Genomic DNA, 26,379 nt, shown 5'->3' with positions numbered 1-26,379 from the left:
GCGCGATCAATCACTCTGCGTGGTTGCTCATTCCATCGCGCAGAGGTGAGGTCAGCATGGCCGTCCACGGGGGAATACGCCTGCTCAAACGTCCCAGACGTCTGGTCGCGACTGTCGCGGCCATGTCCCTGGCGGCCAGCCTGTTGTCGGGTGCGCCTGCGGTGGCGAAGCCGAAGGGCCCGGAGGTGGCGAAGGCGCCGGCGACGTCGCCCGGTCAGTCGGTCAAGGGCGTGAAGCCGTTGCCGACGAGGTTCGTCACGCCACCGGATGACGCGAAGTCGACGTACCGGCCGACGCGGACGGTGTGGCCGAAGGCCACGTCGGCGGAGGTCGACCTGCCGGTCGTCGCGGCGGCTGGCGCGCGGGCTGCGGCCCCGGCGAAGGTGCGCGTGGCGGATACGCCGGTGTGGGTGCAGCCGGCGGGCGAGAAGGCAGGCCCGCGCAACCTGGCGGTGAAGGTCGCTGATCGCAAGGCGGCCGAAGCTGCCGGCATCGACGGTGTGCTCCTCTCGGTGGTTCCGGATGTCGCCTCGGGTGCGGTCCGTGTCGGCGTGGACTACGCGGGATTCGCCGAGGCGTTCGGCGGCAACTACGGATCACGCTTGCGGCTGGTCCGCCTGCCATCGTGCGTCCTGACGACGCCGACGGCGAGCCAGTGTCGGGTGGCGTCGCCGTTGGCGTCGACGAACGACGCCGGGGCGAGGTCGGTGTCGGCGGAGGTGCCGATGGCGACGGAGGCGCGTGCTCAGGCGGTGGGCGGCATGACCGTGTTGGCGGCGGTGGCCGCGGCCGGCGAGGAGGGCGGCAAGGGCGGTACGTACGCGGCCACGGATCTGAAGCCGTCGGGTTCGTGGACGGGCGGCGGGAGTACGGGTTCGTTCACGTACTCGTACCCGGTGACGGTGCCGCCGGCGGCGTCGGATCTGGTGCCGACGGTGGCGTTGTCGTACGACTCGGGCAGCGTGGACGGGCAGACGGCGTCGACGAACGCGCAGGCCTCGTGGGTGGGTGACGGCTGGTCGACGCCGCGTTCGTTCGTGGAGCAGACCTTCGCCTCGTGTATGGACGATCCGGGTGGCAGCGCGTCGCCGGTGAAGACGCCGGACCGGTGTTACGACGGCCCGATGCTGACGCTGTCGTTGAATGGTTCGTCGACGGCGCTGGTGTGGGACGCGACGAAGAAGGTGTGGAAGCCGGAGTCGGACAATGGCGAGGTCGTCACTCACGTCGAGAACGCCAACAACGGTTCGGGGACGTACAACACCGACTACTGGCGGGTGACGCTGCGCGACGGCACCAGCTACGAGTTCGGCCGCAACCGGCTGCCCGGCTGGGCCTCGGGCAAGGCGGAGACGAAGTCGGTGGACCACACGCCGGTGTACTCGCCGCACTCGGGCGACCCATGCTACAACTCGGCGGGGTTCTCCTCGTCGGTGTGCACGATGGCGTACCGGTGGAACCTGGACTACGTCACCGACACCCACGGTAACGCGATGGCGTACTACTACAACCAGGCCACGAACTTCTACGGCCGTAACAAGGGCGCCACGGATGTGTCCTACATCCGGGACAGCAACCTGGCGCGCATCGACTACGGCTTCACCGACGGCGGCGCGTACGGCACGGTGCCGAACCGGGTGGTTTTCAACACCGGTGACCGCTGCCTGTCGGGGACGTGTCAGCCGTTGAACTCGACGAACAAGGCGAACTGGCCGGACGTGCCGTTCGACCTGATCTGCGCCTCGGGAACCGACTGTGACGACTGGAGCCCGTCGTTCTTCTCCACGGTGCGGCTGACCTCGATCGAGGCCCAGCAGTACAACACGGCCACCAGCCAGTACGAGAAGGTCGACTCCTACGCCCTGTCGCACAGCATGCCGGCGACCGGTGACGGCACGTCGCCGACGTTGTGGCTGACCTCGATCGCGCGCACCGGCCACGACACCAGCGCCGGCGGCTCCACGGCGGCGATCACGTTGCCGTCGGTGTCGTTCACCGGCATCAAGCTGCCCAACCGGGTCGACGTCACCGGTGGCCTGCCGTCGTTCTACCGCCAGCGCATCGCCACGATCACCACCGAGACCGGTTCGGTGATCTCGCCGTCCTACGAGTTGCCGGTGCCGTGTGCCGCCCCGGTCACCACCGACCCGGCGACGAACACGAAGTCCTGCTACCCGGTCTACTGGACCCCGGACGGCTACGTGAACCCGTTCAAGGACTGGTTCAACAAGTACGCCGTCACCCGCGTCACCTCCACCGACCCGACCGGCGGCGCGGCGGCGCTGTCGACCAGCTACAAATACCTGGACGGCGCGGCCTGGCACTTCGACGAGAACGAGGTAGTCAAGGCCAAGTACCGCAGCTACGGGCAGTTCCGCGGCTACGGCAAGGTGCAGACGTTCACCGGCGACGGCGTCAACGACCGCCGCACCCAGGCCGAAACGGTCTACTACCGCGGCATGTCCAAGAACAACAACACCACCGTGCTGAACCTGACCGACTCCGTCGGCGGCACCCACGAGGACGTCGACGAACTCGCCGGCAAGGAACTGGAGACCACCAGGTATCTCGGCGAGAACGGTCGCGTCGACTCCTCCACCATCACCTCCTACTGGGTGTCCGGGGCCACCGCCACCCGCAGCAGGACGGGCTTGTCGGCGTTGACGGCGCAGTGGGTCGCACCGGTCAAGACGTACACCCGCCAGGCCGTCACCAGCGGCGGCTCGGTGACCTGGCGCAACACCGGAACCGACAACAGCTACGACGCGAACATCACCAGCGCCACCTTCGGTGAGCTGAAGAACACCTACACCTACACGGTGCCGGTCGACGCGGCCTACAACCAGTGCACCACCTACACCTACGCCCCGACCAACACCAGCAAGAACCTCGCCGGCCTGGTCAGCCAGACCGAAACCGTGTCGGTGGCCTGTGGCGGCTTCACCCAGGGCAGCCCCGCCTCGGTGCCCGGCAGCGCCAACACCCTGACCGCCCCCGGGACGGTCAACCGCCCCGCCCAGGTGGTAAAGGCCGAACGCAGTTTCTACGACGACCAGACCTTCGCCACCACCTTCCCTCAGACGACCGCCCCGTCCAAGGGCGACGTCACCCTCACCCAGGCCGCCAAGGACCACACCTCCGGCGCGTACGTCTGGCAGACCACCGAACGGTCGACCTACGACAGCTACGGCCGGGTCACCGACTCCTACGACGCCAAGGGCAACAAGACAAGCAGCGGCTACACCATGAATGCCGTCAAGCTGGTCACCGCCACCTCCAGCACGAACGCCGCGGGGCACGGTGGGTCGGTCACGCTCGACACGAAGCGCGGCATCCCGCTGACCAGCACCGATGCCAACGGCATCGTCACCACCCAGCAGTACGACGCGCTCGGTCGCGCGACGTCGGTGTGGCTGAACTCCCGTGCCACGAGCGTCGGAGCGAACTACAAGTTCGCCTACACCCTCTCGAAGACCGGAGTGTCCGCCACCACCACGGAAACCCTGAACAACTCCAGCGGCTATCAGAAGTCGGTCACCATCTACGACGCGTTGCTACGCACTCGCCAGACCCAGTCGGTCACCCCGACGGGCGGCCGGATGATCGCCGACACCTTCTACGACACGCGTGGGTGGACCCGCGCGTCGTACAACGGCTGGTGGGACGACGGGTCGTTGCCGGCGGTCAGCACACCCGTGTCGGCGGCGGAGCTGAGTAAGCAGGTACCGAACCAGACGTTCACCACCTACGACGGCCTGGGCCGCGCGGTCGTCGTGACGGCGGCCAAGAACGGCGTGACCGTCTCGACGACGACCACGGTGCACGGCGGCGACCGCACCACCGTCGTTCCCCCCACCGGCGGTGTCGTTTCCGCCACGCTCACCGACCCGCTCGGTCGAAAGAAGGAGTTGCAGGAGTACAGCGTCCGTCCGACGGTGACGACTCCGTCGGACACGTTCACCGGCACGTTCGCCGTCTCCGGCGGGACAGCGACGGTCAGCAAGTACGGCTACGACGAGCGTGGCAACCAGTCGACGCTCACCGACGCCAGCAACAACGTGTGGACCTCGACCTACAACCTGCTCGGCCAGGTGGTAGCGAAGTCCGACCCGGATGCCGGCGCCAGCAGCATGAGCTACGACGCCAACGGCAACCTCGAACAGTCCACCGACGGGCGTGGCAAGACCCTGTCGTTCACCTACGACTCTCTCGACCGCAAGACCGGGGAGTACGCGTCCACGGTGGCGAACCAGTCGTCGGCGAACCAGCGCGCGGCGTGGGTGTACGACAACAGCAACAACGTCGCGGGCGTCACCAACGCGCTCGGGAAGCTGACCACCACCATCGCCTACCGCGGTGGACAGGCGTACACCACCCAGCAGAAGGCGTTCAACGTCTTCGGTAGCTCGCTGGGCACGACGGTCACCATCCCCGACACCGAGGGCGCCCTCGGCGGGTCGTACGTGTTCGGGCACACCTACTCCTCGACGCTGGGCCTGCCCCTGACCGACACCTACCCCTCCAAGGGTGGCCTGCCCTCGGAGACCGTGCTGCACGGCTACTCCGGGGTCATGGACCTGCCCACCACCCTCGGCGGGTTGGCCGGCTACAGCCAGAGCGTCAGCTACGACGCCTACGGCCGGGTCGACCAGCAGAAAATCGGGTCGTCGACCAGCCATGCCTTCGTCACCAACACGTACGACCCCCACACCAGCCGACTGAAAAAACAACTCGTCACCCGCTCCACGAGCACCCCGTCAAACGTTGACGAGCAGGAGTACGAGTACGACCAGGTCGGCAACATCACCCGCAAGATCAGTAAGCGGCTGGGTGCCACCACCCCGGCGGAGACGCAGTGCTACGGCTACGACGGCCTGGCCCGCCTCACCGAAGCCTGGACCGGCACCGACGCCTGCGCCGCCACGCCCACCGACGCCAACAAGTCAATGGTCGGCAACAGCATCGGCGCGGGTAGCGCCTACTGGACCAGCTGGCAGATCGACCTGATCGGTAACCGCACCCAGCAGACCGAGCACAACCTCAGCGGTGGCACCGACACCAAGACCACCTACGCCTACAACGGCAACGGTCAGAACAAGCCCCACACCCTGACCTCGACCACCACGACCGGCGGGACCACCGGCACCACGTCGTACACCTACGACAACGCCGGCAACACCACCGGCCGCAACGCCGCCCAGGGAAGCCAGACTCTCACCTGGGACGACGCCGGCAAGCTCGCCGACGTCACCGGCGGCACGAGCGGCAACAACAGCTTCATCTACGACGCCGACGGCAACCTGCTACTGCAGAAGGAGCCGGGCAAGAACACCCTTTACCTGCCCGGGCAACAACACACCCTCAACACGACCACCACCGTCGTCACCGGCAGCCGCTACTACGCCCTCCCCGGTGGGGGCACCTGCATCCGCACCGGCAGTGGCACGGCGTACACCTTCGCCATCGCTGACCACCAGGGGACGCCGACCCTCTACCTCGACAGCACCGCCCAGAACCCGACCTGGCGGCAGTACACCCCGTACGGCGGTGCCCGAGGTGCGGCCGTCGCCGCACCCGACAACCATGGCTTCCTGAACAAGCCCATGAGCCCGACGGGTCTCACCACCGTCGGTGCCCGCTCCTACGACCCGACGCTCGGTCGGTTCATCTCGGTGGACCCACTCCAAGACGCGGCCCAGCCGCAACAGTGGAACGGGTATTCGTACGCCAACAACACCCCGGTGACGTCCAGCGACCCCACCGGCATGATCCCCGATGACTGCAAGTACTTCGACTGCTACGGCTACGACGTCAAGAAGGGTTGCCCGGGCGGCTGCGGTTCCACCGACAACGTGACCTACGGCAAGAAGAACAATCTGAGCAGCACCAAGCTGAAGCGCGGGAAGTATGTGCCGCCGCCCAGCCAAAGCCCGAAGCCAAAGAAGAAGGAGTGCTCGGCATGGTCCTGGGTTTGCAATGCAAGCAGTAAGGTGCAAAAGGCTTACCATTCAACCGGGGACTATCTCTCCGAAAATTGGGGGACTATTAGCAAGGGTCTGATCGTTGTCGGCGGCGTTGTTTGCATCGTTGCATCCGCAGGTGCCTGCACGGTGGTCGCCGGTGCCGTGCTTGCTGGCGGGATATTTGTCGACGGATATAAAAACGACTGGGAACTTGGCAAAATGGATTGGAAATCTCACGCGATAGATGCTGCGTTTATTGTCGGCGGAGCAGGACTAGCCCGTGGTGCGGCGGGATCTGGTGCAGCGTTTTGGCGAGAGGTCCCCTGGAAGCTCAATCCCTCGATGGGCGCGAAGATGCCAACCCGCACTACCGCGCTCGGGGACATGGTACGGTCCCGTGCGCCCGTGCCTCTAATTAACGCAGGCTATATGGCCGATGACGCCATTGCTGCCTTCCCTGCTTTGAGCTACGCTTCCGCTCGCACCAAGCAGGTGGTAAACAACTTTGATCTTGGTGCTAGCATGACTGGCCTGTCTGCCAACGCCAGTATGTGGGCCGGAGCGAACGGTGCAGACATCTGGTGAGGAGTTGAGGCGGGTATGAGGAACAAGCTGAACTGGGTGGGCGGCCTCCTGCTTTGGATGCTCTTCGGCTTCATGATGCTCATGTTCAGCCTGAATCCAGTAAATGGGTGGAGTGGGCTCATTGCTGTGGCCAGCTTTTTCGCGGCAATCTGTTACCTGATCTCGCTGACAACGATGTTCTCCTTCGTTAAGTTGACACGCGAGTCGCTCCAGATAGTCAACCCTGGAATGAGGGTGATCGTGCCATGGGGTCGAGTCGAGGGCGTTGACGCAGAGAACGGGCTGGTGGTCAGGGTGGCAGATCATCGAGATGTGGCCTGTTACGCCTTCCAGGGCTCGTTGTTGGGGAAGCTGTGGGGGAGTCGGAGGAATGTTGGTGCGGCCGAGGCTATCGAGGCATGGAGAAAGAAAAACGCCGACTCGGTACCGGGTGGCGAAGTTCTCTCAGAGGTTCCTTGGGTGCGCCATCTGCTTTGGTTTGCCGTTGGTTGGTCCGCCCTTGCTCTAGGGATCCCGATTCTGGCTCGCCTGCTTCAGTTCTGAGCTGATCTAAGGAACTCCCTACACTGTCCCAGCCGTCTCTCAATAGAACAGTTGCAGCGGATAGTTAGCTTATCAATCAATCTGGGTCGAGGTCTGCTGTATCTGCGTTAACAAATGCCGCTGTCGCCGGCAGGGACTGAACTTCACCCTGCCGGCGACAGTCGGTTGTCAATCCCCTTGTATCGTGGGGGCTCCGTTGTGCGGCCTGGCCTCCAGGGCGCGGGTCGCTGATGATTCCTAATCGATGGACGAACGCCAGTCGCTGCCGTCGCCGAGATCGCCTTCTCGACCGTCAAGGTCGACTGCGTGCACGCTGCCACTTCCGTCACACTTCCGCCGCCTACAACGGCAACGGTCAGAACAAGCCCCACACCCTGACCTCGACCACCACGACCGGCGGGACCACCGGCACCACGTCGTACACCTACGACAACGCCGGCAACACCACCGGCCGCAACGCCGCCCAGGGCAACCAAACCCTCACCTGGGACGAAGCCGGCGATCTGGTCGCGGTGACCGGGGGCGCCAGCGGGAACAACAGCTTCATCTACGACACCGACGGTGGCTTGCTGCTACAGAAAGAGCCCGGCAAGAACACCCTGTACCTGCCGGGACAGCAACTCACTCTCAACACCACGTCCACCGTCGTCACGGGCAACCGGTACTACGCGCTCCCCGGCGGCGGCAGCTGCATCCGCACCGGCAGCGGCACGGCGTACACCTTCGCCATCGCCGACCACCAGGGCACCCCATCGCTCTACCTCGACAACACCGCCCAGAACCCAACCTGGCGGCAGTACACGCCGTATGGCGGCGCTCGGGGTGCCACCGTCACGGCACCCGACAACCACGGTTTCCTCGACAAGCCGATGAGCCCAACAGGACTCAGCATCGTCGGCGCCCGCGCCTACGACCCGAGCATCGGCAAGTTCGCTTCGCTGGACCCGCTGCAGGACTCTCAGCAGCCCCAGCAGTGGAACGGATATTCGTACGCCAACAACACGCCGGTCACGTCGAGCGACCCGACGGGGCTCATCCCCGAGGACTGCCGGCACTTCGACTGCTACGGCTACGATCCACGGCCGCTAAAGGATGGCGATGGGCGTGGTGCTGGCGGATGTCCAGGCGGTTGTGGGACCGGGAAGAACAAGGACTGGGGCAAGGAGCACGGCAAGACGAGTACGAAGTCTAAGCGTGGCAAGTACGTACCGCCCAAGCCCAAGCCGGAGATCGTGAAGCCGCCGTCGCCCAAGAAGGCTTGCGGGGGGTGGTCATGGGTGTGCAGCAGTGGAGACTGGCTCGTCGAGCATCGCGGAGCTATCCTCAACGGAGCTGCAATCGTCGGGATGGGTGCCTGTGTCTTCGCTACGGCTGGTATCTGTGGAGGTGTGGCCCTCGCTGCAGCAGGAATCAGCGCTGGCTATCGCGGATATGATTTTTATAAGAGTGATAGGACTGCGGAGGACTGGGGTAAATTAGGCATCGGGGTAGCCACGGATTTCGCGCTAACCAAAATCCCGACGGCTAAGGTCCGTATACCAGGGCAGAACAAGCCCTTCAGAAGAGAGCTGGCTATTCCGCTTGGAAGGGTGGGAACCAAGTTGACGGGCGCGACAAAGCTGCACCTGTCGGCCGGGCGCTACGAGCAGGCCTATCGGATTGATCCGGCGCGAGCGTCGTACGTCGTCGCAGGCTGGTCGATAGGAACGAACCATGACCCGCTCACCAGCCTTTATAGCCAGTACGTTGGTTGACGATGGATATTGCCGAAGTATTGAAGTGGCTTCTCTTGGCTGGCATCATCCTGTTGGGATTCGTTGCCTTGCTGTTGCTCGGTTATCCGTCGCGCTTCACGCCTGGAATTGCTGATCGGAGCGAGGCAGAGCGCGCCGAGATGATCGAGGTTGATCGGCGTCATCATCATTTGGTTAATCGAGGGATGGCGATTGTAATTTCCGCCATCACTGGAGTTCTCGCGGTGGCCATGCTCGCTGATTCAAAGGGAGATCCAATTAGTGGGCTTGTCATGGCGGCGATTTCGGTGACTAGTGCCGTGGCTTTCGTGCTGCTCATTCATCGAAGTCGGCGGCGTGCTGGTCGCATTAACGACAGTCCTGATTCACGGCTTTAGGAACAGCGAGGGCTGTTGCTACTGTATTCGGATCTTCAGCCGGGCAGCCACCGTCGACCCCAGGGCTCAGGCAAGGTAAGCCTATGCCCGTTTCAGGTTTATTCCGAGCAGTTGTAGTGGTCGGTAGGGGTTTCGGCTGTTATGGCGTAGGGCTTTGGCGATGGCGGTGGTGCCGGTCAGGCGTAGCAGGCTGATCGCGGTGTTGCGCAGGGTGGCCATGACTCGGGGTGCGTTGCCGGTGCGCAGGCGGCTGGCGTCTTCGGTGTAGGTGGTGTCGCGGATGTGGTGCAGGGTTTCGATGGCCCAGTGCCCGCGGAGCCAGTCGGCCAGGTCAGCGGGGCTGGCTTGTGCGGCGGTCAGGTTGGTGATCGCGTAGACGGTGATGGTGGACCAGCGGCCGGTGGTCAGGTTCAGCCGACGGCGCCGGATCTGCAGCGCTTGCACGGCGTGCGGGAAATCGAGGGCGAGCGCTGCGGTGCAGGTGACTGCTTGCAGGCGGCGGATGTCGTAGCGGCCGTGGCCGCGTGTGCTGGTCTCGTCCTGGACCGGGATCTTCGCCCAGGGCAGGGCTTTGAGCTGCCGGTACAGACACGGCTGGTTGCGCTTGACGGTGAAGACGTACCCGGCCTGCTTCTCCTCGACCAGCCAGCGGGCATGCTCGCGTTGGGTGTGTAACGCGTCGGCGGTGACGACCGTCGCGGTCAGATCGAGCGGGGCCAGCAGCGGCTGGAAACGGGTGAGTTCGTTCGTCTTGCCCGCGACGTCGACCTGGCCGAGGACGGTCCCGGTGTGCTGGTCCAGCACTGCGAGGAGATGCACCTGCCCACCGGCCGGGCCGCTGCCCCGCAGCGTCTTGCCGTCCACGCTGTACGCCCGCCGGCCCGTGTCCGCCTGCGGCCGCGACGCGATGATCCATCGGCCGACGGTGTCGTCCAGGGCATCGGCGTCGACGCCGGCCAGAATCCTGCGGAACGTGGACTCGTCCGGCGCCCGGTACACCCCGGTGAACGGATCCCGCCACACACCCAGGCCTGCCAGCACCGGCTGTGGGGCATCGTCGGCCCACTCCGCGACCGCCGCCGCCGAGCGGGCGCCGGCCAGCACCGCCGCGACCGCGGTCGCCAGGACTCCCGCGAGCGGATGCACCACGCCTCGCGGGTCACGCCGGTCCGGCACCGCCGTCAACGCCTCGACCAGACTCGCCCGCCGCGAGGCGGGCAACGACACTGCGACCTGATCCGCGTGCAGGGCAAGCACACCGATCAGCGATGATGATCCCAACGGGCGCGGTCCTCGATTGATCTTTCTAGCTTCGACACCTGGATGATCATCGAAAGGCCGCGCCCGGCCTCATACCACCATGATCAGGAGTGTCTCCCCGAAACACCCGCAACGGTCATATCGCTACCTTGCCTGAGCCCTGCCGTCGACCCTGAGCGGTATTGCACCAAACAGGGTGCGGCGGTGGCTGCCGCGGGACGGACGATCAGTCGGCGGTGTGGGCGAAACAACACCAATATCGGTTACTCCACGGTCATGGTATTCAATGTCATTGCGGTGATCGTGGTGGTGGCGGCGCTCGTCGTACTCGCGCTCACTTGATCTCCCTCTTCAACCAGATGACGCCCAGCGGGGCACCTGGAGGGCCGCCGAGGCCACCAGTCCGTGCCAGCGCATGTCCTCGGCGTGCACAGCCCCCAGGTTGCCCACCCCGGACCCGCCGTAGTGGTGGGCGTCGGTGTTGAGGACCTCGGTCCACGTTCCGCCGGCCGGTAGCCCGATTCGGTAGTCGTGCAGCGGCTGGGCGGAGAAGTTCGCCACGCACACCAGCGTCGAGCCGTCCGGGGCGATGCGGACGAAGGAGACGGTGTTGTTGGCGACGTCGTCTCCGGCGATCCAGCGGAATCCGGCCGGTTCGGTGTCCTGCGCCCAGAGCGCCGGGGTGGCCCGGTAGACGCGGTTGAGGTCACCGACGAGCCGCTGCACGCCGGCGCGGGCGGGGTCGTGCAGCAGGTACCAGTCGAGACCGCGCTCCTCGCTCCACTCCCGGTCGTCGGCCAGTTCGGAGCCCATGAGCCCGCCGCCCACCCGGAGAACGTCGCCGGGATGGCGATCCGCCGACCGTCCCCGAACCAGTCGGTGCTGGCCGGTAGCCTGCCCGCCCCGGCCGGCCGTCCTCGGGGCCGGTGGGGCAGAAGTGGCTCTCCGCGCCGGACGGCGCCGGCCTGTGGCAACTGCTGCGCGACGCCGGGCTGGTCTGACCGACGGCCCCTGCCGGGCTACCGGCCGTCGAACACGTCTTCAAGGACAAGCCTCGCCCGGCCGGGGACCTCTTCGTCCGGGAAGATCTCGGCGCAAAGGCCGAGGACCTCTTCGGGGTTGTTCAGCCCGAGGTGCTCCACGAGGAAGCGGATGTCCTCGGCGTCTCGGCGTCGTGCCGCGAGAACCTTCATGGCAAGCAGATGCTCCGGGGACGCCGCCGAGACCCGCAGGCCCGGATGATCGAAGACTCGCGGTGCCTCCGGGTCCCCGCCAGCGGCGACGTACGCGCTCGCCTGTTCGTTCAGCCACCACTGCGGCAGCCCTAGCTCGTCCGCGACGGCCCGCGCTTCGTCGAGGACGATGCCGTGCGGCTGAAAAACGGCGTCAATGTCCCGCGTCGCCCGGCGGGCGTCGTAGGCCAGCGCCATGGCAGCTCCGCCGAAGATATAAAGGTCGGCGACCACGCCCCGCTTGGCCAGCCGGTCACCGAGCCTGCGGAAGGCGTCCTCGATGGCAGTACGATCCAGCAGCGGGTCGTCGGCGCTCACGCGACCTTCAACTCCTGCGGGGAGATGAACACCCCACGGCGCCGGAATGCCGCAGGCGCGTGCACCACGGCGTCGACGCGGGCGGCGCGCGTGTTGAAGGGGAACCAAAACTGCCGTAGCGACCGCGTCTCGACCCACGAGGGTGCGCCGCGCCCGTCGCGGGCGGAGAGATACTCCGCCAATGCCGCGAGGAAGACATCCCAATGATCGTCACCTGTTGGCGCTGGCTCCTGGATCAGCAGGTCAGCGCGATGCTCGGATGCTTCCCAGCCGTACTCCTCCAGGAACTCCGCCACCAGACGCCACCGCCTGGTGTCGTCGCCCCCGACGAGCAGGACACCCAGGCGTGCCATCGTCATCGGTTCGTACCTCGCAGCACGATTGCTCACGGCGTCAACGCTAGTACAGGTCTGCGCCTATCTGCCGTAAGCCCTGCCCCTCCAGCGATGCTGCGATACCGTCCCCCGACCCGCTGAGTGGCCGACGTGATCAGAAAGTCGGTTCCAGGAGTCTCCTGACGAATGCTCAGCATCACGTGATCAAGAGGTTGGCGGCGACAGTCAGCCTTGGCGGAGCCAGATGACGCCCAGTGGGGGCACCTGGAGGGCCGCCGAGGCGACCATTCCGTGCCACGGCACGTCCTCGGCGTGCACCGCGCCCAGGTTGCCCACGCCCGACCCGCCGTAGTGGTGGGCGTCGGTGTTGAGCACCTCGGTCCACGTCCCGCCGGCCGGCAGCCCGATCCGGTAGTCGTGCAGCGGCTGGGCGGAGAAGTTCGCCACGCACACCAGCGTCGAGCCGTCCGGGGCGATCCGGACGAAGGAGACGGTGTTGTTGGCGACGTCGTCTCCGGCGATCCAGCGGAACCCGGCCGGCTCGGTGTCCTGCGCCCAGAGCGCCGGGGTGGCCCGGTAGACCCGGTTGAGGTCACCGACGAGCCGCTGCACGCCGGCGCGGGCCGGGTCGTGCAGCAGGTACCAGTCGAGACCGCGCTCCTCGCCCCACTCCCGGTCGTCGGCCAGCTCGGAGCCCATGAACAGCAGCTGCTTGCCGGGGTGCGCCCACATGTACGCCAGCAGCGCCCGGACGTTGGCCAGCCGCTGCCAGGTGTCGCCGGGCATCTTGCCGGCCAGGGAGCCCTTGCCGTGCACGACCTCGTCGTGGCTGATCGGCAGCACGTAGTTCTCGCTCCAGGCGTACGCCAGGGAGAACGTGAGCTGGTGATGGTGGTGCTGGCGGTAGATCGGGTCCTTCGAGGTGTAGAGCAGGGTGTCGTGCATCCAGCCCATGTTCCACTTGAAGCCGAAGCCCAGCCCGCCGTCGGCGGTGGGTCGGGTGACGCCCGGCCAGGCGGTGGACTCCTCGGCGATCATCACGACCCCGGCGTGGTGCTTGTAGACCGTCGCGTTCACCTCCTGCATGAGCGCGATGGCTTCCAGGTTCTCCCGACCGCCGTACTGGTTGGGGGCCCACTGGCCCTCGTCGCGGGAGTAGTCCAGGTAGAGCATCGACGCGACCGCGTCGACCCGCAGCCCGTCGACGTGGAACTCCTCGCACCAGTAGAGCGCGTTGGCGACCAGGAAGTTGCGCACCTCGCGGCGGCCGAAGTCGAAGACGTACGTGCCCCAGTCGGGGTGCTCGCCGCGCCGGGGGTCGGGATGCTCGTAGAGCGGGGTGCCGTCGAAGCGGGCGAGGGCCCACTCGTCCTTCGGGAAGTGCGCGGGCACCCAGTCCAGGATCACGCCGACGCCGGCGGCGTGCAGCCGGTCCACGAGGTGGCGGAACTCGTCCGGGTCGCCGAAGCGGGACGTCGGCGCGTAGTAGCCGGTCACCTGGTAGCCCCAGGAGCCGCCGAACGGGTGCTCCATCACGGGCAGGAACTCGACGTGCGTGAAGCCCAGCTCGGTGACGTACGCGGTGAGCTGCTCGGCCAGCTCGCGATAGCCCAGGCCGGGCCGCCACGAGCCGAGGTGCACCTCGTACACGCTCATGGGCTCCTGGTGCGGCTTGCGCTCGGCCCGGCGGGCCAGCCAGTCCGCGTCGTTCCACCGGTACGTCGAGTGGTGCACCACGGACGCGGTGGCCGGCGGCACCTCGGCGTACGCGGCCAGGGGGTCGGCCTTGTCCCGCCACTTTCCGTCGGCGCCGAGGACCCGGTACTTGTAGCGGGCACCGACCCGCGCGTTGGGGACGAACAGTTCCCACACGCCGCTGGAGCCGAGCGACCGCATCGGCCAGCCGTCGTCCGGACCCCAGCCGGTGAAGTCGCCGACCACCCGCACGCCACGGGCGCTGGGCGCCCACACGCTGAACGCCACACCCTCGTCGAAGACCCGGGCGCCGAGCGCGTCCCACAGTCGCTCGTGCCGGCCCTCGCCGATCAGGTGCAGGTCCAGCTCGCCGAGCGTCGGCGGGTAGCGGTACGGGTCGTCGTGGACGGTGCCGTCGACCTCCAGCCGGTAGTCGAGCACGGTGCCCTCGACGTGGGTTTCGAAGACGCCCAGGTCGTGCACCCGCTTCATCGGGTGCCGCTCGTCGCCGACGAGCAGCAGCACGTCGCCCGCACCCCGGCGCATCGTGCGGATCGTCGTCCACCCGTCGGCGGGGTGCGCGCCGAGCAGCGCGTGCGGGTCGTGCGTCACGCCGGTGATCAGCTGGTCCATCGGTCGTCCTTCGGGGCGGCTTCGGTCGGTGCGGAGGCGGGCGGGCGGGAGGCGGCCGGGGTGGTCGGCGCGGTGCCGCCGGACAACTCATCCGGTACGTCGGTGACGGTCAGATCCGCCGCCTCGGCGCTGACGGGTGCGGGTGCGGCGGGGGGTGTCGGCCGGCGGACGGTCAGCACGTGCGCCGGTTGCAGGTACGGGTCGAGCCGCACCGCGTTGCGCTGACCCCAGTCGTAGCTGGTGCCGGTCAGCTCGTCGTACACGGTGAACCGCTCGTGCCAGTCGAACCCCAGCTCCGGCATGTCGAGCGTGGTGTTGCCCCACTGCACCTCGCGCGAGTCGAACGAGCAGACCACGATGACGGTGTTGCCGGTGTCCGGGTCGTGTTTCGACCAGCACAGCAGCGCCGGGTTGTCGATCTCGTGGAAGCGCAGGTTACGCAGCTGGTGCAGGGCCGGGTTGTCGCGGCGTACCCGGTTGAGGGTGGCCAGGAACGGCGCCAGCGAGCGGCCCTGCGCCTCGGCGCCGGCCCAGTCGCGAGGACGCAGCTCGTACTTCTCGTTGTCCAGGTACTCCTCCGCGCCCGGCCGGGCGACGTGCTCGAACAGCTCGTAGCCCGCGTACAGGCCCCAGGAGGGGGAGAGCAGCGCCGCCAGCACCGCCCTGATCTTGAACATCGGCGGGCCGCCGTGCTGCAACGAGCTGTGCAGGATGTCCGGCGTGTTCGGCCAGAAGTTCGGCCGCATGTGGTCGGCCGAGGCGACCAGCTCCTCGCAGTACTCCCGCATCTCGGCGGCCGTCGTGCGCCAGGTGAAATAGGTGTACGACTGCGTGAAGCCGATCTTGCCGAGGCCGTGCATGATCGCCGGCCGGGTGAACGCCTCGGCGAGGAACAGCACGTCCTCATCGACCTTCTTGACCTCGGCGATCAGCCAGTGCCAGAAGTCGAACGGCTTGGTGTGCGGGTTGTCCACCCGGAAGATCCGGATGCCCTCGCCGACCCAGTGCAGCACCACCCGCAGCACCTCGGCCCGGATGCCCTCCGGATCGTTGTCGAAGTTGACCGGGTAGATGTCCTGGTACTTCTTCGGCGGGTTCTCCGCGTACGCGATGCTCCCGTCCGCCCGGGTGGTGAACCACTCCGGGTGCTCGGTGACCCACGGGTGGTCCGGCGCGCACTGCAGCGCCAGGTCCATCGCCACTTCCAGGCCCTGCGCCGCCGCCGCCTGGATGAAGGCGCGGAAGTCTGCCGGCGTACCCAGGTCGGGGTGGATCGTGTCGTGGCCGCCCTCGGCGGCGCCGATCGCCCACGGCGAGCCCACGTCGGTCGGCCCGGCGGTGAGCGCGTTGTTGCGGCCCTTGCGGTTGATCCGGCCGATCGGGTGGATCGGCGGCAGGTAGAGCACGTCGAAGCCCATCGCGGCCACACCCGGCAGCCGCTCGGTCGCGGTGGCGAAGGTGCCGGAGCGCCCACCCGCCGCTCCTTCGGAGCGCGGGAAGAACTCGTACCAGGCCGAGAAGAGGGCCCGCTTGCGGTCCACCCAGAGGGAGTACGCGTCACCGACGGTCACCAGCTCCCGCACCGGGTGCTCCCAGAGCAGGTCGGCCAGGGCCAGCGCCGGGTCGACCCGCTGCGGCAACGGAAGGTCGGTGTCCGCGAGGGCGGTGAGCGCGTCGGCGACCCGGGCCCGGTCGGCGGCCGGCACCAGCTCGCGGGCGGCGGCGAGCACGCGTGCGCCCTCGGCCAGGTCGTTGGCCAAGTCCTCCGGCCCCTGCCCGGCGGCGATCTTCTTGGTCACCGCGTTCTGCCAGGTCAGATACGGGTCCTGGAACGCCTCGATGGAAAAGGTCCACTCGCCGACCGCGTCCGGCGCGATGGTGGCGTGCCAGCGGTCCTGGCCGGGCTCGCCAGGGCGCATCCGGGTGAACGGGCGTTGCTCGCCGTCCGGGCCCGCCCACACCACGTTGCAGCCCAGCGCGTCGTGCCCCTCCCGGTAGGCGCGCGCCGACACCGGGACCGGCTCGTCGACGACTGCCTTGGCCGGGTACCGCCCGCACGAGACGACGGGGGAGACGTCTTCGATCGGGAACCGTCCTGTCACTCCGCCAACCTACTGTGCGAGATCGGCTCGCGCGCGGCCAAGCACCCCGCTCAGCCCCCCGCGCGGTTCATCGGACGCACCGCGTAACGGTAGGTGTCACGTATCGTTCGTATTACGTGACGGAGGTACAGAGCATGCGGTTGAACAGCAAGGGCCAGGTGACCATCCCGGCCGCGCTGCGAGCCCGTTACAACCTGCACGAGGGCGACGAGGTCGACGTGGTGGAGGAGGGCGGGGCCCTGCGCATCGTGCGCGTACACGGCTCCGACACCCGGGGTCAGCGACTCGTCCGCCACATGCGCGGTCGAGGCAGCGCCAAGGAGACCGAGCACATGTCCACCGAGGAGCTGATGGAGCTGTTACGTGGCGAGTGACCGGCTCCGCGCCCTGCCGCCGCGCTCGCCGGACGCGGTGACGACCCTGGTCGACACCAACGTGCTGCTGGACATCCTGACCGACGACCTCAAGTGGGCAGACTGGTCCGGAAGCGCCCTCGCCGAGGCGCGCGACGCGGGCAACTTGGTGATCAACCCCATCGTGTACGCCGAGGTGTCGGTCCGTTTCGCCCGCATCGAGGAGTTGGACGAGGCATTGCCGGCAGGGGACTTCCTGCGCGAGGAGCTTCCATACCTGGCCGGCTTCCTCGCCGGCAAGGCCTACACGCGGTACCGCAAACTGGGTGGCACGAAACGGTCGCTGGTAGCCGATTTCTACATCGGCGCGCATGCCGCCGTGTGCCGGTACCACCTGCTGACCCGTGACGGGGCGCGCTACCGCACATACTTCCCGACCCTGACGCTGATCACGCCAGCCGACTGACCGTCCCGTCCCCGGAGCGCGGATCTTCACGAGGAGCCCGTGGTCGCGGTCGAGCGGCCGGTGATCGTTGGCACCTCAGCAGCACCGCGCTCGGTGTGTCGCACTGCTCAGCCGACAACGATCAAGGAACGGGGGTGTGTGCTCAGGCTCAGGCGGGCGGGTTCGGTGCCACGAACGAGCCCTTGCCCTGGCGAGTGACGATCCAGCCTCGCTCCTCCAAGATCCGCAGGGCGTAACGCACCGGCCAAGCGCTCGACTGGTACTGCTCTCGCATCTCGGCGATGGAGGGCAGTTTGTCGCCCGGCTGCAACGTGCCGGCCTGAATCGAAGCAGCAACGTCATCGATGATCTGCTCGTACAGCGGTGCTTGCGGCATGGTGGCGCCACCTCTCGTCAGCGCACCGATCTTCGCACTGTGGGTAACTCACCGTGCATGCTCTGTTGACTGTGAAGGCAGTGCCTTCTAAGTTGAGGGCAGAGGGTCTCTCGTCAGCAGCGGAGTTCCTCCTGGCAGGGCGGGGCGGTTCCCCCGTGTCGCTCCGCCCTGACCTGCGTCGTTACCACCCCTTCCGTCATGTTCGAGGAGGCACAGTTGGACGAGCGTTCGTCGAATGGGCCGTTGCCGCCGGCGTACCCGGTTGCCGGCGGTCGGCCTCCGCAGCCGGACGGGGATCGGGTGCCCTGTCCGCCGCGTTCAGCGCGGGCGCCGGTCACCCGACGGCAGTACGCCTACGGACTCGTGATCGCGGTGGTCGTACTCCTGTTGGTCGTGGTGGGGGTGCTGCGGTGAGCGCGACGGGCTCGCGGTGAACGAGCTGCCGGTAGGTCGCCGGGTCGCCCAGTGGCGGGTGCGGCGCAACATGACGCAGCAGCAGTTCGCCGACCGTCTCGGCAAGTCCAAGAGCTGGGTGGACAAGGTCGAGCGTGGGGTACGCCGGCTGGAGCGGGTGTCCAACCTGCGGGAGATCGCCGAAACCCTCCGCATCGATGTGGAGGTCCTGTTGCCCGCGCGGCCCGTGCGGGCGGACCCCATCGGCGCAGGGGTGGAGGAGATTCGGAGCGCACTGGCCCGGTACCACCTGCGGGGTTCGACGCAGCCGTCGATCGTCGACGAGTTACGTGCCCGGCTGGATCACGCCGAACAGAGCTACCGGCACGCCCGGTACGCGACGCTGCTCGCCCTGCTACCTGGACTGCTCGACGCCGCCCGCGAGACGCAGGCCGCTCGCCCCGGAAGGGCGACCGACGCACTGCTGGTCTCGGTGTACGGGTTGACCGCCCTGCTGCTGGTGAAGGTCGACCAGGGGGAGTTGGCCTGGCTGGCCGCCGACCGTGGGATGGCCGTCGCCCTCGCCACGAATGACGCACAGCTCGCCGGCGTTGCCACCGTGTCGCTGAGTCAGGCGCTACAGTCCCGCGGCCGGCGAAGGTCGGCTCTGGAAGCCGCGCTCGTCGCCGCCGAGCGCATCGAAGAGTCCCGGGACGGTGGTAGCTCTCCGGCCGTGTCCTCGCTGCGCGGGACGTTGCTCCTCCAGGCCGCCTTCGCCGCCGCAGGTGGGGGAGACGCACGCGGTGCCACCCGGTCGCTCGACCAGGCTGCGCGGATCGCCCAACACGACGGGCCCAGCGGCGGCCCTGCTGGCGGTGACACTGGTGGCTGGGGTTTCGGTGGCGGTGGTTCCAGTGGCGGCTGGGGTTTCGGCCGTGCGGCGGTCGAGGCAGCGCGAGTGGTGGCCGAGGCGGCCCTCGGCGACGTCGCGGCGGCGACCGTACGGCACGAGCGACTGGTAGCCACCGACAAGTGGCGGTGGCTGCCGCCCGAGCATCGGGCCGCGTACCTCCTCGACGTGGCCCGCGCGTACGCCCACGTCGGCGACATGCTCCGGGCGGGCCGGACCCTGCTCGAAGCGGAACGCACCGCCCACGGCGAGGTTCACGACCGGCCCGCGACACGGAAGCTGGTCGCGGTCACGTGGCGGTCCGCCGACGCCCCGGCCGGGCTGGCCCACCTCGCCGCCACCCTCCGCGTCACCTGACACCCGGCGCTGCTGACTGGTCCGTCGGCGCTGACGTCACCGCCGTTCTCGGGCAGGTCGCCGGTGCGCAGCAGTGCGGCGGCTTCGGTGTCGAGGATGCCGGAGAGGCGCAGCCGCCCGTTCGGCTGCTCGCTCACTGTCACGTGCCGGTCGCGGGCCTCGCGCGACTCCTGTGCCCGCAGCGCCGCCTCGGCGGCCGCGTCGGCGACCTCCGGGGCGACGTGGTCGAGGATCCGGGTGCCGAGCTTGCGCAGCAGGACGGCGTCGAAGTGCGCGGCCCAGTCGACGAGGACACCGACGGCCTTGTCGGCAGCCTCCGCACCGGCGGCGCTGTGCGGCGTCGCGCGTGGCGGCGAGCTCGACCAGACGGCGCGCGGCGCCGACCCCGAGTCGCAAGCGGTCGCGCAGCCACACCGCCGTCGAGGACGCACCCTGCGCGGTGGCGATGCCTCGACCGTCCAGCTCGCATACGAGGGCCAGCTTGACCGCGGCCAGCCGTTGCTCCAGGCGGTGGGCGGCGTCCAGGGAGGCGACGAGGTCCCGCTCGTCGGCGGCCCAGGTGGCGCGGTCGAGGCAGGCCGCCACAGCGGCCTCCGCCTGCGCCAACGCATCGATCACCCACGAAGACTAGAGCAGGTGTACGACGCTTTCGGCCGCTGTTGACGCGGATCATCGGACCCAGCGGAGCGGCTCAGGTGACGGAGTCTTCCGGCCATGATCGAACAGGTGAGAGTGGCGGCTTCGGGCTCATCGGCGGGTTCACGACCTGGTCGCATTTCATCGTCGAGTCCGATCAACTGATCGGCGTGCGGCGCAGTGGAATCGGGATCGTCTACCTGACCACCGCAGGGCGCTCGGGTCGGTCGACGACACCGCCGACGAGGCGTCCGCCGCACGGAACGCCCGCCGCCCGAGGCGCCGCCGCACCCCGACACGAGGGCGGCCGTGCGCCCCGCGCGGCGGACGCGTCGTCACTTTCCGATCTTGTCCAGTTCGGCGAGGTCTTCGTCGGAGAGCGACAGCCCTGCGCCGGCGACGTTCTCGCGTAGGTGCGCGACTGACGACGTACCCGGAATGAGCAGGATGTTCGGCGAGCGCCGCAGCAGCCAGGCCAGGGCGACCGACATCGGCGTGGTGGCCAACCTGGCGGCCACGGCCGACAGGGCCGCGGACTGGAGCGGGCTGAAGCCGCCGAGCGGGAAGTAGGGCACGTAGGCGACGCCCTGTTCGGCGAGCATGTCGATCAGCTCGTCGTCCTGGCGGAAGGCCAAATTGTACATGTTCTGTACGCACACGATCGGCGCGATCGCCTGCGCCTCGGCGACCTGCTGCGCCGTCGCGGTGCTCACGCCGAGGTGCCGGATCAGGCCCTGCTGCTGGAGGTCGACGAGCGTCTCGAACGGTTCGGCGAGCGAGCCGGGTTGCGGGCCTTCGGCGTTGCCGAGCCGCAGGTTGACCAGGTCGAGCACCTCGACGCCGAGGTTCTCCAGGTTCTCGTGGACCGCCCGGCGCAGGTCGTCGGGCTTACGGGCGGGAGGCCAACCGCCCTGCTGGTCGCGGGTCGCGCCGACCTTCGTGACGATGTGCAGCGATTCGGGGTACGGGTGCAGGGCCTCCCGGATCAGCCTGTTGGTGATGCCTGGCCCGTACGCGTCGCTGGTGTCGATGTGGGTGATGCCGAGGTCGACGACCTCGCGCAGGACGGCGAGCGCGCCGTCGTGGTCGGCGGGCGGCCCCATTACCCACGGGCCGGCGAGTTGCATGGCGCCGTAGCCGAAGCGGGTGACGTTCAGGTCGCCAAGCATCCAGGTGCCGCCGGGCACGGAAGCGCTGTCGTCGGGCAGGGCGCGGGCGTCGTCGGGAAGGGACGTGGAGCGCATGTGCAGACCTCGGATTCCAGGTGGAGTGCGGCGCGATCGGTGCCGCGCAGGTGCCTGCTTCACTATGGGCGGGTAACTTCCTGACAGGAAGTAGGCACTCTCAAGTGCGTAACACACCAACAGGTGGGGAGCGGCGCGGATGGCGACGACGACGGCGGCCCAGCAGAGAGCACAGACCAGGGCGGAGTACGACGTCTTCCTGGCCGAGTGCCCCAGCCGCAAACTGCTCGACCGGATCTCCGACAAGTGGGTCACGCTGATCCTGGCCGCGCTGGGCAGCGACGGCTCCCACCGGTTCGGCGCTGACTGCGCCGGTGAACCCCGCCCGCTGCGCTACTCCGAGCTGTCGCGCCTACTGGCAGGCGTCAGCCAGAAGATGCTCACCCAGACGCTGCGCTCCCTGGAACGCGACGGCCTGATCACGCGTACGGCGACGGCGACGGTGCCCGTCACTGTCACCTACGAGTTGACCGACCTCGGCCTCTCGCTGCACCAGATGATGCGCGGCATCAAGGGCTGGGCCCAGACGCACATGGACGAGGTGCTCGACAACCGCGCGGCGTACGACGCGCGTGCCTCCGCGGGATGACCGGGCCTGTCAGCCCGCCGCCCCGACCGAGCGGTACACGTCCAGGGTCTGCCGGGCGATCGCGTCCCAGGAGAAGTGCTCGACCGCGCGCCGCCGGCCGGCCAGGCCGAACCGCTCGGTGCGCGCCGGGTCGGCGAGCAGCGTGTTGATCGCCGCCGCCAGGTCGGCGACGAACGTCTCCGGAGCCAGCGGCGTGCCGGAGCCGTCGGTGGCCTGTTCGATGGGCACCAGCAGACCGGTCTCGCCGTCGGCCACCACCTCGGGGATGCCGCCGGTGGCGGTCGCCACCACGGCCGTTTCGCAGGCCATCGCCTCCAGGTTGACGATGCCCATCGGCTCGTACACCGACGGGCAGGCGAAGACGGTGGCGTGGGTGAGCACCTGGATCACCTCGGGCTTGGGCAGCATCTCGGCCACCCAGACCACCCCGGAACGGTTGGCCCGCAGCTCGGCCACCAGGCCCTGGACCTCGGCGGCGATCTCGGCCGTGTCAGGTGCGCCGGCGAGGAGCACGAGCTGGGTGTCCGCCGGCAACTCCCGGGCGGCCCGCAGCAGGTAGGGCAGGCCCTTCTGCCGGGTGATCCTGCCCACGTACACCACGCTGGGCAGCGCGGGGTCGATGCCGAGGCGCTCCAGCACGTCGGTGTCGGAGTCCGGCGCGTACTGCACGGTGTCGATGCCGTTGTAGACCACCCGGACCCGGTCCGGGTCGATCTGTGGGTAGGCGGCGAGGACGTCGTTGCGCATCCCCCCACTGACCGCGATCACCGCGTCGGCGGCCTCCATCGCGGTGCGCTCGATCCAGGAGGAGAGCGTGTACCCGCCGCCGAGCTGCTCGGCCTTCCACGGCCGCAGCGGCTCCAGGCTGTGCGCGGTCACCACGTGCGGCACCCCGTGCAGCAGCTTCGCGGTGTGCCCGGCCAGGTTCGCGTACCAGGTGTGGCTGTGCACCACGTCGGTGCCGGCCGTGCCGGCGGCCATCTCCAGATCCACGCCCATCGTGCGCAGCGCGGCGTTCGCGCCGGTCAGGCCGGGCGGATCGGCGTACGCGGTGACTCCCGGCTCGGTGCGCGCGAGGCCGAAGCAGTGCACCCGGACGTCGGCGAGGCGGCGCAACTCCCGGGCCAGGTACTCGACGTGCACGCCCGCGCCGCCGTAGACCTCCGGTGGGTACTCGCGGGTGAGCAGATCGACGCGCAGCGGGGTTGGTTCCGTCATGACCCCGCACCCTAGTGCAGAAGAGTCCCCGTACGAGTGGTGAAGTCCGACGCGGGTGGATAGCGTCGGGGCATGGCTGCCAAGGTGCTCGCGATCGTCCTGGCGGGTGGGGAGGGCAAGCGCCTGATGCCACTCACCACAGACCGGGCCAAGCCGGCCGTCCCGTTCGGCGGGATGTACCGCATGGTCGACTTCGTCCTCTCCAACCTGGCCAACGCCGGCTATCTCAAGATCGTCGTGCTGACCCAGTACAAGTCCCACTCCCTCGACCGACACATCACCAAGACCTGGCGGATGTCCACGCTGCTCGGCAACTACGTCACCCCGGTGCCCGCGCAGCAGCGTCGTGGCCCGTGGTGGTTCGCCGGCTCGGCCGACGCCATCTACCAGAGCTTCAACCTCATCAACGACGAGCAGCCCGACCACGTGATCGTCTTCGGCGCCGACCACATCTACCGGATGGACCCGCGGCAGATGGTGGAGGACCACATCGCCTCCGGCGCGGCGGTGACCGTCGCCGGCATCCGCCAGCCCCTGTCGATGGCCGACCAGTTCGGTGTCATCGAGGTCGGCGCGGACGGCCGGAAGATCCGTGCGTTCCGCGAGAAGCCCACCGACGCGGTCGGCCTGCCGGACGCGCCCGACGAGATCTACGCCTCGATGGGCAACTACGTCTTCACCACCCGCGCCCTCTGCGAGGCGGTCGAGCGGGACGCGGCCGACAAGTCCAGCAAGCACGACATGGGCGGCAGCATCATCCCGATGCTCGTCGAGCGGGGCGAGGCGAACGTCTACGACTTCCGCGACAACGAGGTGCCGGGCAGCACCGACCGGGACCGCGGCTACTGGCGGGACGTGGGGACGCTCGACTCGTTCTACGACGCGCACATGGATCTGATCAACGTGCACCCCGTCTTCAACATGTACAACTTCGACTGGCCGATCTACACCGAGCAGCCGCCGTGGCCGCCGGCGAAATTCGTCCACCAGTGGGGTGAGCGGGTCGGCCGCGCGGTCGGCTCGATGGTCTCGCCGGGTGTGGTGATCTCCGGCTCGCTGGTGGAGAACTCGATCGTGTCGCCGAAGGTGCGGGTGCACTCCTGGGCGCACGTCGAGGGCTCGGTGCTGATGGAGGGTGTCGAGATCGGCCGGCACGCGGTGGTTCGGCGGGCCATCCTGGACAAGAACGTGTTCGTCCCGGAGGGCGCCGAGATCGGCGTCGACCTGGAGAAGGACCGGCAGCGCTACACCGTCTCCGACAACGGCATCGTGGTCATCGGCAAGGGCCAGCGGGTCGAGCCGTGACCGTCGCACCAGCAGGAAGGTAGACCCCCGTGACCCATCCCCGTGCCGGCCAGCCCGCCGAGCCCGCCGACCTGGTCGACGTGCCGCGCCTGGTGACCGCCTACTACGCCGAGCATCCGGACCCAGCGGACCCGGCGCAGCAGGTGTCCTTCGGCACCTCCGGCCACCGGGGCTCCAGCCTGCGCAACGCCTTCAACTCCGACCACATCCTGGCGGTCACCCAGGCGCTCTGCGACTACCGGCGCGAGCAGGGCCTCGACGGCCCGCTGTTCCTGGCCCGGGACACGCACGCGCTCTCCGCGCCGGCCGCCGTGGACGCGCTGGAGGTGCTCGCCGCCAACGGGGTCACCGTGCTTCTCGACAGCCGCGACGGCTACACCCCCACGCCGGCGCTGTCGCACGCGATCCTCACCCACAACCGGGGCCGCACCAGCGGGCTCGCCGACGGCATCGTCATCACCCCGTCGCACAACCCGCCCGACGACGGGGGCTTCAAGTACAACCCCACCAACGGCGGGCCCGCCGACACCGACGTCACCCGGTGGATCCAGGACCGCGCCAACGCGATCCTCACCGCCGGGCTCAAGGAGGTCCGCCGGATTACCTACGCGCGGGCCCGCGCCGCCGACACCACCGGTGAGTACGACTTCCTCGCCCACTACGTCGACGACCTGCCGGCGGCGATCGACATCGACGCCATCCGCGACGCCGGTATCCGGATCGGCGCGGACCCGCTCGGCGGGGCGAGCGTGGCGTACTGGGGGGAGATCGCCGAACGGCACCGACTGGACCTGACCGTGGTCAACCCGACGGTCGACCCGACCTGGCGGTTCATGACCCTCGACGGGGACGGCAAGATCCGGATGGACTGCTCCTCGCCGAACGCGATGGCGTCTTTGATCGCCGCCCGCGCCGACTACCAGATCTCCACGGGCAACGACGCCGACGCCGACCGGCACGGCATCGTCACCCCCGACGCCGGCCTGATGAATCCGAACCACTTCCTGGCGGTGGCGATCGGGCACCTGTTCCGTACCCGCGCCAACTGGGGTCCGGCCGCCGCGGTGGGCAAGACCCTGGTGTCGTCCTCGATGATCGACCGGGTGGCCGCCGATCTGGGTCGGCCGCTGCTGGAGGTGCCGGTCGGCTTCAAGTGGTTCGTGCCCGGCCTGCTCGACGGGGCGGTCGGCTTCGGCGGTGAGGAGAGCGCCGGGGCGTCGTTCCTGCGCCGCGACGGCTCCACCTGGACCACCGACAAGGACGGCATCCTGCTCTGCCTGCTCGCCGCCGAGATCCTGGCCACCACCGGTCGCAGCCCGAGCGAGCACTGGGCGGAGCTGGCCGAGCGGTTCGGCGCGCCCGCGTACGCCCGGATCGACGCCCCGGCCACCCGGGAACAGAAGGCCGTGCTCGCCAAGCTCTCCCCGGACCAGGTTGACGCCACCGAGCTGGCCGGTGAGCCGATCACCGCGACCCTGACCACCGCCCCGGGCAACAACGCCCCGATCGGCGGCCTCAAGGTGAGCACCGAGTCCGGCTGGTTCGCCGCACGGCCCTCGGGTACGGAAGACGTCTACAAGATCTACGCCGAGTCCTTCCAAGGCCCCGACCACCTCAAGAAGATCCAGGAAGAAGCCAAAACCCTGGTAGACCAGGCCCTGACCCAGACCTAACCCACCCACCCCCACCCCCACCCCGAGCCCCCACCGCGGGGCGGGGTGGGGCGGGGGTGAGG

Annotated in this window: 20 protein-coding genes and 3 pseudogenes; 13 read left to right on the top strand and 10 right to left on the bottom strand. The window is 68.3% G+C overall.

The window, feature by feature from the left end:
• Positions 1–122 precede the first annotated feature (122 nt).
• From OG505_RS16570 to OG505_RS16555, 4 genes are all read left to right on the top strand, one after another.
• On the top strand, positions 123–6,548 hold the full coding sequence (locus tag OG505_RS16570; RefSeq protein ID WP_405425465.1) for an RHS repeat-associated core domain-containing protein: 6,426 nt from the start codon (positions 123–125) through the stop codon (positions 6,546–6,548).
• A 15-nt stretch (positions 6,549–6,563) separates the two neighbouring features.
• Entirely contained in the window at positions 6,564–7,091 is a 528-nt protein-coding gene (locus OG505_RS16565) for a hypothetical protein (RefSeq protein ID WP_405425463.1), read from the top strand.
• Positions 7,092–7,321: 230 nt separating this feature from the next.
• The gene (locus tag OG505_RS16560; protein WP_405425461.1) at positions 7,322–8,845 is read left to right on the top strand and encodes an RHS repeat-associated core domain-containing protein; all 1,524 of its coding nucleotides are present in this window, start codon (positions 7,322–7,324) and stop codon (positions 8,843–8,845) included.
• Between the two features lie 2 nt (positions 8,846–8,847).
• A complete protein-coding gene (locus OG505_RS16555; RefSeq protein WP_405425459.1) occupies positions 8,848–9,222 on the top strand; it encodes a hypothetical protein in 375 nt (124 codons plus the stop codon).
• A gap of 228 nt (positions 9,223–9,450) precedes the next feature.
• Here the strand turns inward: OG505_RS16555 and OG505_RS16550 are convergent.
• Positions 9,451–10,368: pseudogene (locus tag OG505_RS16550) on the bottom strand (ISAs1 family transposase); the annotation flags it as partial.
• A gap of 318 nt (positions 10,369–10,686) precedes the next feature.
• On the opposite strand from OG505_RS16550, the gene OG505_RS16545 reads away from it, so the two are divergent.
• Positions 10,687–10,824, top strand: coding sequence for a hypothetical protein (locus OG505_RS16545; RefSeq protein ID WP_405425457.1), 138 nt, complete (start codon positions 10,687–10,689; stop codon positions 10,822–10,824).
• Here OG505_RS16545 and OG505_RS16540 read toward each other — a convergent pair.
• Positions 10,817–11,298, bottom strand: a pseudogene (locus OG505_RS16540) (alpha amylase C-terminal domain-containing protein); the annotation flags it as partial. The gene OG505_RS16545 and the pseudogene OG505_RS16540 overlap by 8 nt on opposite strands.
• Between OG505_RS16540 and OG505_RS16535 the strand changes: the two are divergent.
• Positions 11,272–11,483 (top strand): annotated as a pseudogene (locus OG505_RS16535) (ACP synthase); the annotation flags it as partial. The pseudogenes OG505_RS16540 and OG505_RS16535 overlap by 27 nt on opposite strands.
• 18 nt (positions 11,484–11,501) lie before the next feature.
• On the opposite strand, the gene OG505_RS16530 reads toward OG505_RS16535, so the two are convergent.
• From OG505_RS16530 to OG505_RS16515, 4 genes are all read right to left on the bottom strand, one after another.
• A complete protein-coding gene (locus tag OG505_RS16530) occupies positions 11,502–12,032 on the bottom strand; it encodes a DUF6036 family nucleotidyltransferase (protein ID WP_405425455.1) in 531 nt (176 codons plus the stop codon).
• Positions 12,029–12,391, bottom strand: coding sequence for a hypothetical protein (locus OG505_RS16525; RefSeq protein ID WP_405425453.1), 363 nt, complete (start codon positions 12,389–12,391; stop codon positions 12,029–12,031). The genes OG505_RS16530 and OG505_RS16525 overlap by 4 nt, the downstream gene beginning before the upstream one ends.
• A gap of 201 nt (positions 12,392–12,592) precedes the next feature.
• Positions 12,593–14,695, bottom strand: coding sequence for a 1,4-alpha-glucan branching protein GlgB (glgB, locus tag OG505_RS16520; RefSeq protein ID WP_405425451.1), 2,103 nt, complete (start codon positions 14,693–14,695; stop codon positions 12,593–12,595).
• Positions 14,683–16,797: a maltotransferase domain-containing protein gene (locus OG505_RS16515; protein WP_405425449.1), complete on the bottom strand. Its 2,115-nt coding sequence runs from the start codon at positions 16,795–16,797 to the stop codon at positions 14,683–14,685. The genes glgB and OG505_RS16515 overlap by 13 nt, the downstream gene beginning before the upstream one ends.
• A gap of 116 nt (positions 16,798–16,913) precedes the next feature.
• Here OG505_RS16515 and OG505_RS16510 point away from each other — a divergent pair, with 116 nt between their 5' ends.
• Together OG505_RS16510 and OG505_RS16505 are read left to right on the top strand one after the other, a co-directional pair.
• On the top strand, positions 16,914–17,171 hold the full coding sequence (locus OG505_RS16510; protein ID WP_354856713.1) for an AbrB/MazE/SpoVT family DNA-binding domain-containing protein: 258 nt from the start codon (positions 16,914–16,916) through the stop codon (positions 17,169–17,171).
• Entirely contained in the window at positions 17,161–17,616 is a 456-nt protein-coding gene (locus tag OG505_RS16505) for a type II toxin-antitoxin system VapC family toxin (RefSeq protein ID WP_405425447.1), read from the top strand. Before OG505_RS16510 ends, OG505_RS16505 begins: the two co-directional genes overlap by 11 nt.
• Positions 17,617–17,764: 148 nt before the next feature.
• On the opposite strand, the gene OG505_RS16500 is transcribed toward OG505_RS16505, so the two are convergent.
• Positions 17,765–17,992, bottom strand: coding sequence for a winged helix-turn-helix domain-containing protein (locus OG505_RS16500; protein ID WP_354856718.1), 228 nt, complete (start codon positions 17,990–17,992; stop codon positions 17,765–17,767).
• Positions 17,993–18,190: 198 nt separating this feature from the next.
• Here OG505_RS16500 and OG505_RS16495 point away from each other — a divergent pair, with 198 nt between their 5' ends.
• Together OG505_RS16495 and OG505_RS16490 are read left to right on the top strand one after the other, a co-directional pair.
• The gene (locus tag OG505_RS16495; RefSeq protein ID WP_405425445.1) at positions 18,191–18,406 is read left to right on the top strand and encodes a hypothetical protein; all 216 of its coding nucleotides are present in this window, start codon (positions 18,191–18,193) and stop codon (positions 18,404–18,406) included.
• Positions 18,407–18,422: 16 nt separating this feature from the next.
• Positions 18,423–19,652, top strand: a complete 1,230-nt coding sequence (locus tag OG505_RS16490) for a helix-turn-helix domain-containing protein (RefSeq protein WP_405425443.1) — start codon at positions 18,423–18,425, stop codon at positions 19,650–19,652.
• On the opposite strand, the gene OG505_RS16485 is transcribed toward OG505_RS16490, so the two are convergent.
• Both OG505_RS16485 and OG505_RS16480 read right to left on the bottom strand, forming a co-directional pair.
• Positions 19,550–20,083, bottom strand: a complete 534-nt coding sequence (locus OG505_RS16485) for a hypothetical protein (protein ID WP_405425441.1) — start codon at positions 20,081–20,083, stop codon at positions 19,550–19,552. The genes OG505_RS16490 and OG505_RS16485 overlap by 103 nt on opposite strands.
• A gap of 540 nt (positions 20,084–20,623) precedes the next feature.
• Positions 20,624–21,532: an aldo/keto reductase family oxidoreductase gene (locus OG505_RS16480; protein ID WP_405425439.1), complete on the bottom strand. Its 909-nt coding sequence runs from the start codon at positions 21,530–21,532 to the stop codon at positions 20,624–20,626.
• Between the two features lie 139 nt (positions 21,533–21,671).
• On the opposite strand from OG505_RS16480, the gene OG505_RS16475 reads away from it, so the two are divergent.
• Positions 21,672–22,121, top strand: coding sequence for a winged helix-turn-helix transcriptional regulator (locus tag OG505_RS16475; protein WP_405425437.1), 450 nt, complete (start codon positions 21,672–21,674; stop codon positions 22,119–22,121).
• A gap of 9 nt (positions 22,122–22,130) precedes the next feature.
• Here the strand turns inward: OG505_RS16475 and glgA are convergent, their stop codons facing one another.
• Positions 22,131–23,339, bottom strand: a complete 1,209-nt coding sequence (glgA, locus tag OG505_RS16470; protein ID WP_405434306.1) for a glycogen synthase — start codon at positions 23,337–23,339, stop codon at positions 22,131–22,133.
• A 72-nt stretch (positions 23,340–23,411) separates the two neighbouring features.
• Here glgA and glgC point away from each other — a divergent pair, with 72 nt between their 5' ends.
• Together glgC and pgm are read left to right on the top strand one after the other, a co-directional pair.
• Positions 23,412–24,644, top strand: coding sequence for a glucose-1-phosphate adenylyltransferase (glgC, locus tag OG505_RS16465; RefSeq protein WP_405434304.1), 1,233 nt, complete (start codon positions 23,412–23,414; stop codon positions 24,642–24,644).
• A gap of 29 nt (positions 24,645–24,673) precedes the next feature.
• Positions 24,674–26,317 (top strand): phosphoglucomutase (alpha-D-glucose-1,6-bisphosphate-dependent), encoded by a 1,644-nt coding sequence (gene pgm / locus OG505_RS16460; RefSeq protein ID WP_405434303.1) that lies wholly within the window; start codon positions 24,674–24,676, stop codon positions 26,315–26,317.
• Positions 26,318–26,379: the final 62 nt, after the last annotated feature.

Source organism: Micromonospora sp. NBC_00617 (genome assembly GCF_045161355.1).
In the GTDB taxonomy this organism is placed as follows: Bacteria; Actinomycetota; Actinomycetes; order Mycobacteriales; family Micromonosporaceae; genus Micromonospora.
This window is presented reverse-complemented; position numbering and strand designations above follow the sequence as displayed.

What these genes read in the sequence shown, in the direction of transcription:
- OG505_RS16570 (WP_405425465.1), top strand. Translation starts at nt 123, where the DNA reads ATGTCCCTGGCGGCCAGCCTGTTGTCGGGTGCGCCTGCGGTGGCGAAG.
- OG505_RS16500 (WP_354856718.1), bottom strand. Translation starts at nt 17,992, where the DNA reads ATGCCGCAAGCACCGCTGTACGAGCAGATCATCGATGACGTTGCTGCT.
- OG505_RS16495 (WP_405425445.1), top strand. Translation starts at nt 18,191, where the DNA reads ATGTTCGAGGAGGCACAGTTGGACGAGCGTTCGTCGAATGGGCCGTTG.
- glgC (WP_405434304.1), top strand. Translation starts at nt 23,412, where the DNA reads ATGGCTGCCAAGGTGCTCGCGATCGTCCTGGCGGGTGGGGAGGGCAAG.
- OG505_RS16565 (WP_405425463.1), top strand. Translation starts at nt 6,564, where the DNA reads ATGAGGAACAAGCTGAACTGGGTGGGCGGCCTCCTGCTTTGGATGCTC.
- glgB (WP_405425451.1), bottom strand. Translation starts at nt 14,695, where the DNA reads ATGGACCAGCTGATCACCGGCGTGACGCACGACCCGCACGCGCTGCTC.
- OG505_RS16555 (WP_405425459.1), top strand. Translation starts at nt 8,848, where the DNA reads ATGGATATTGCCGAAGTATTGAAGTGGCTTCTCTTGGCTGGCATCATC.
- OG505_RS16475 (WP_405425437.1), top strand. Translation starts at nt 21,672, where the DNA reads ATGGCGACGACGACGGCGGCCCAGCAGAGAGCACAGACCAGGGCGGAG.
- glgA (WP_405434306.1), bottom strand. Translation starts at nt 23,339, where the DNA reads ATGACGGAACCAACCCCGCTGCGCGTCGATCTGCTCACCCGCGAGTAC.
- OG505_RS16480 (WP_405425439.1), bottom strand. Translation starts at nt 21,532, where the DNA reads ATGCGCTCCACGTCCCTTCCCGACGACGCCCGCGCCCTGCCCGACGAC.
- OG505_RS16525 (WP_405425453.1), bottom strand. Translation starts at nt 12,391, where the DNA reads ATGACGATGGCACGCCTGGGTGTCCTGCTCGTCGGGGGCGACGACACC.
- OG505_RS16560 (WP_405425461.1), top strand. Translation starts at nt 7,322, where the DNA reads ATGATTCCTAATCGATGGACGAACGCCAGTCGCTGCCGTCGCCGAGAT.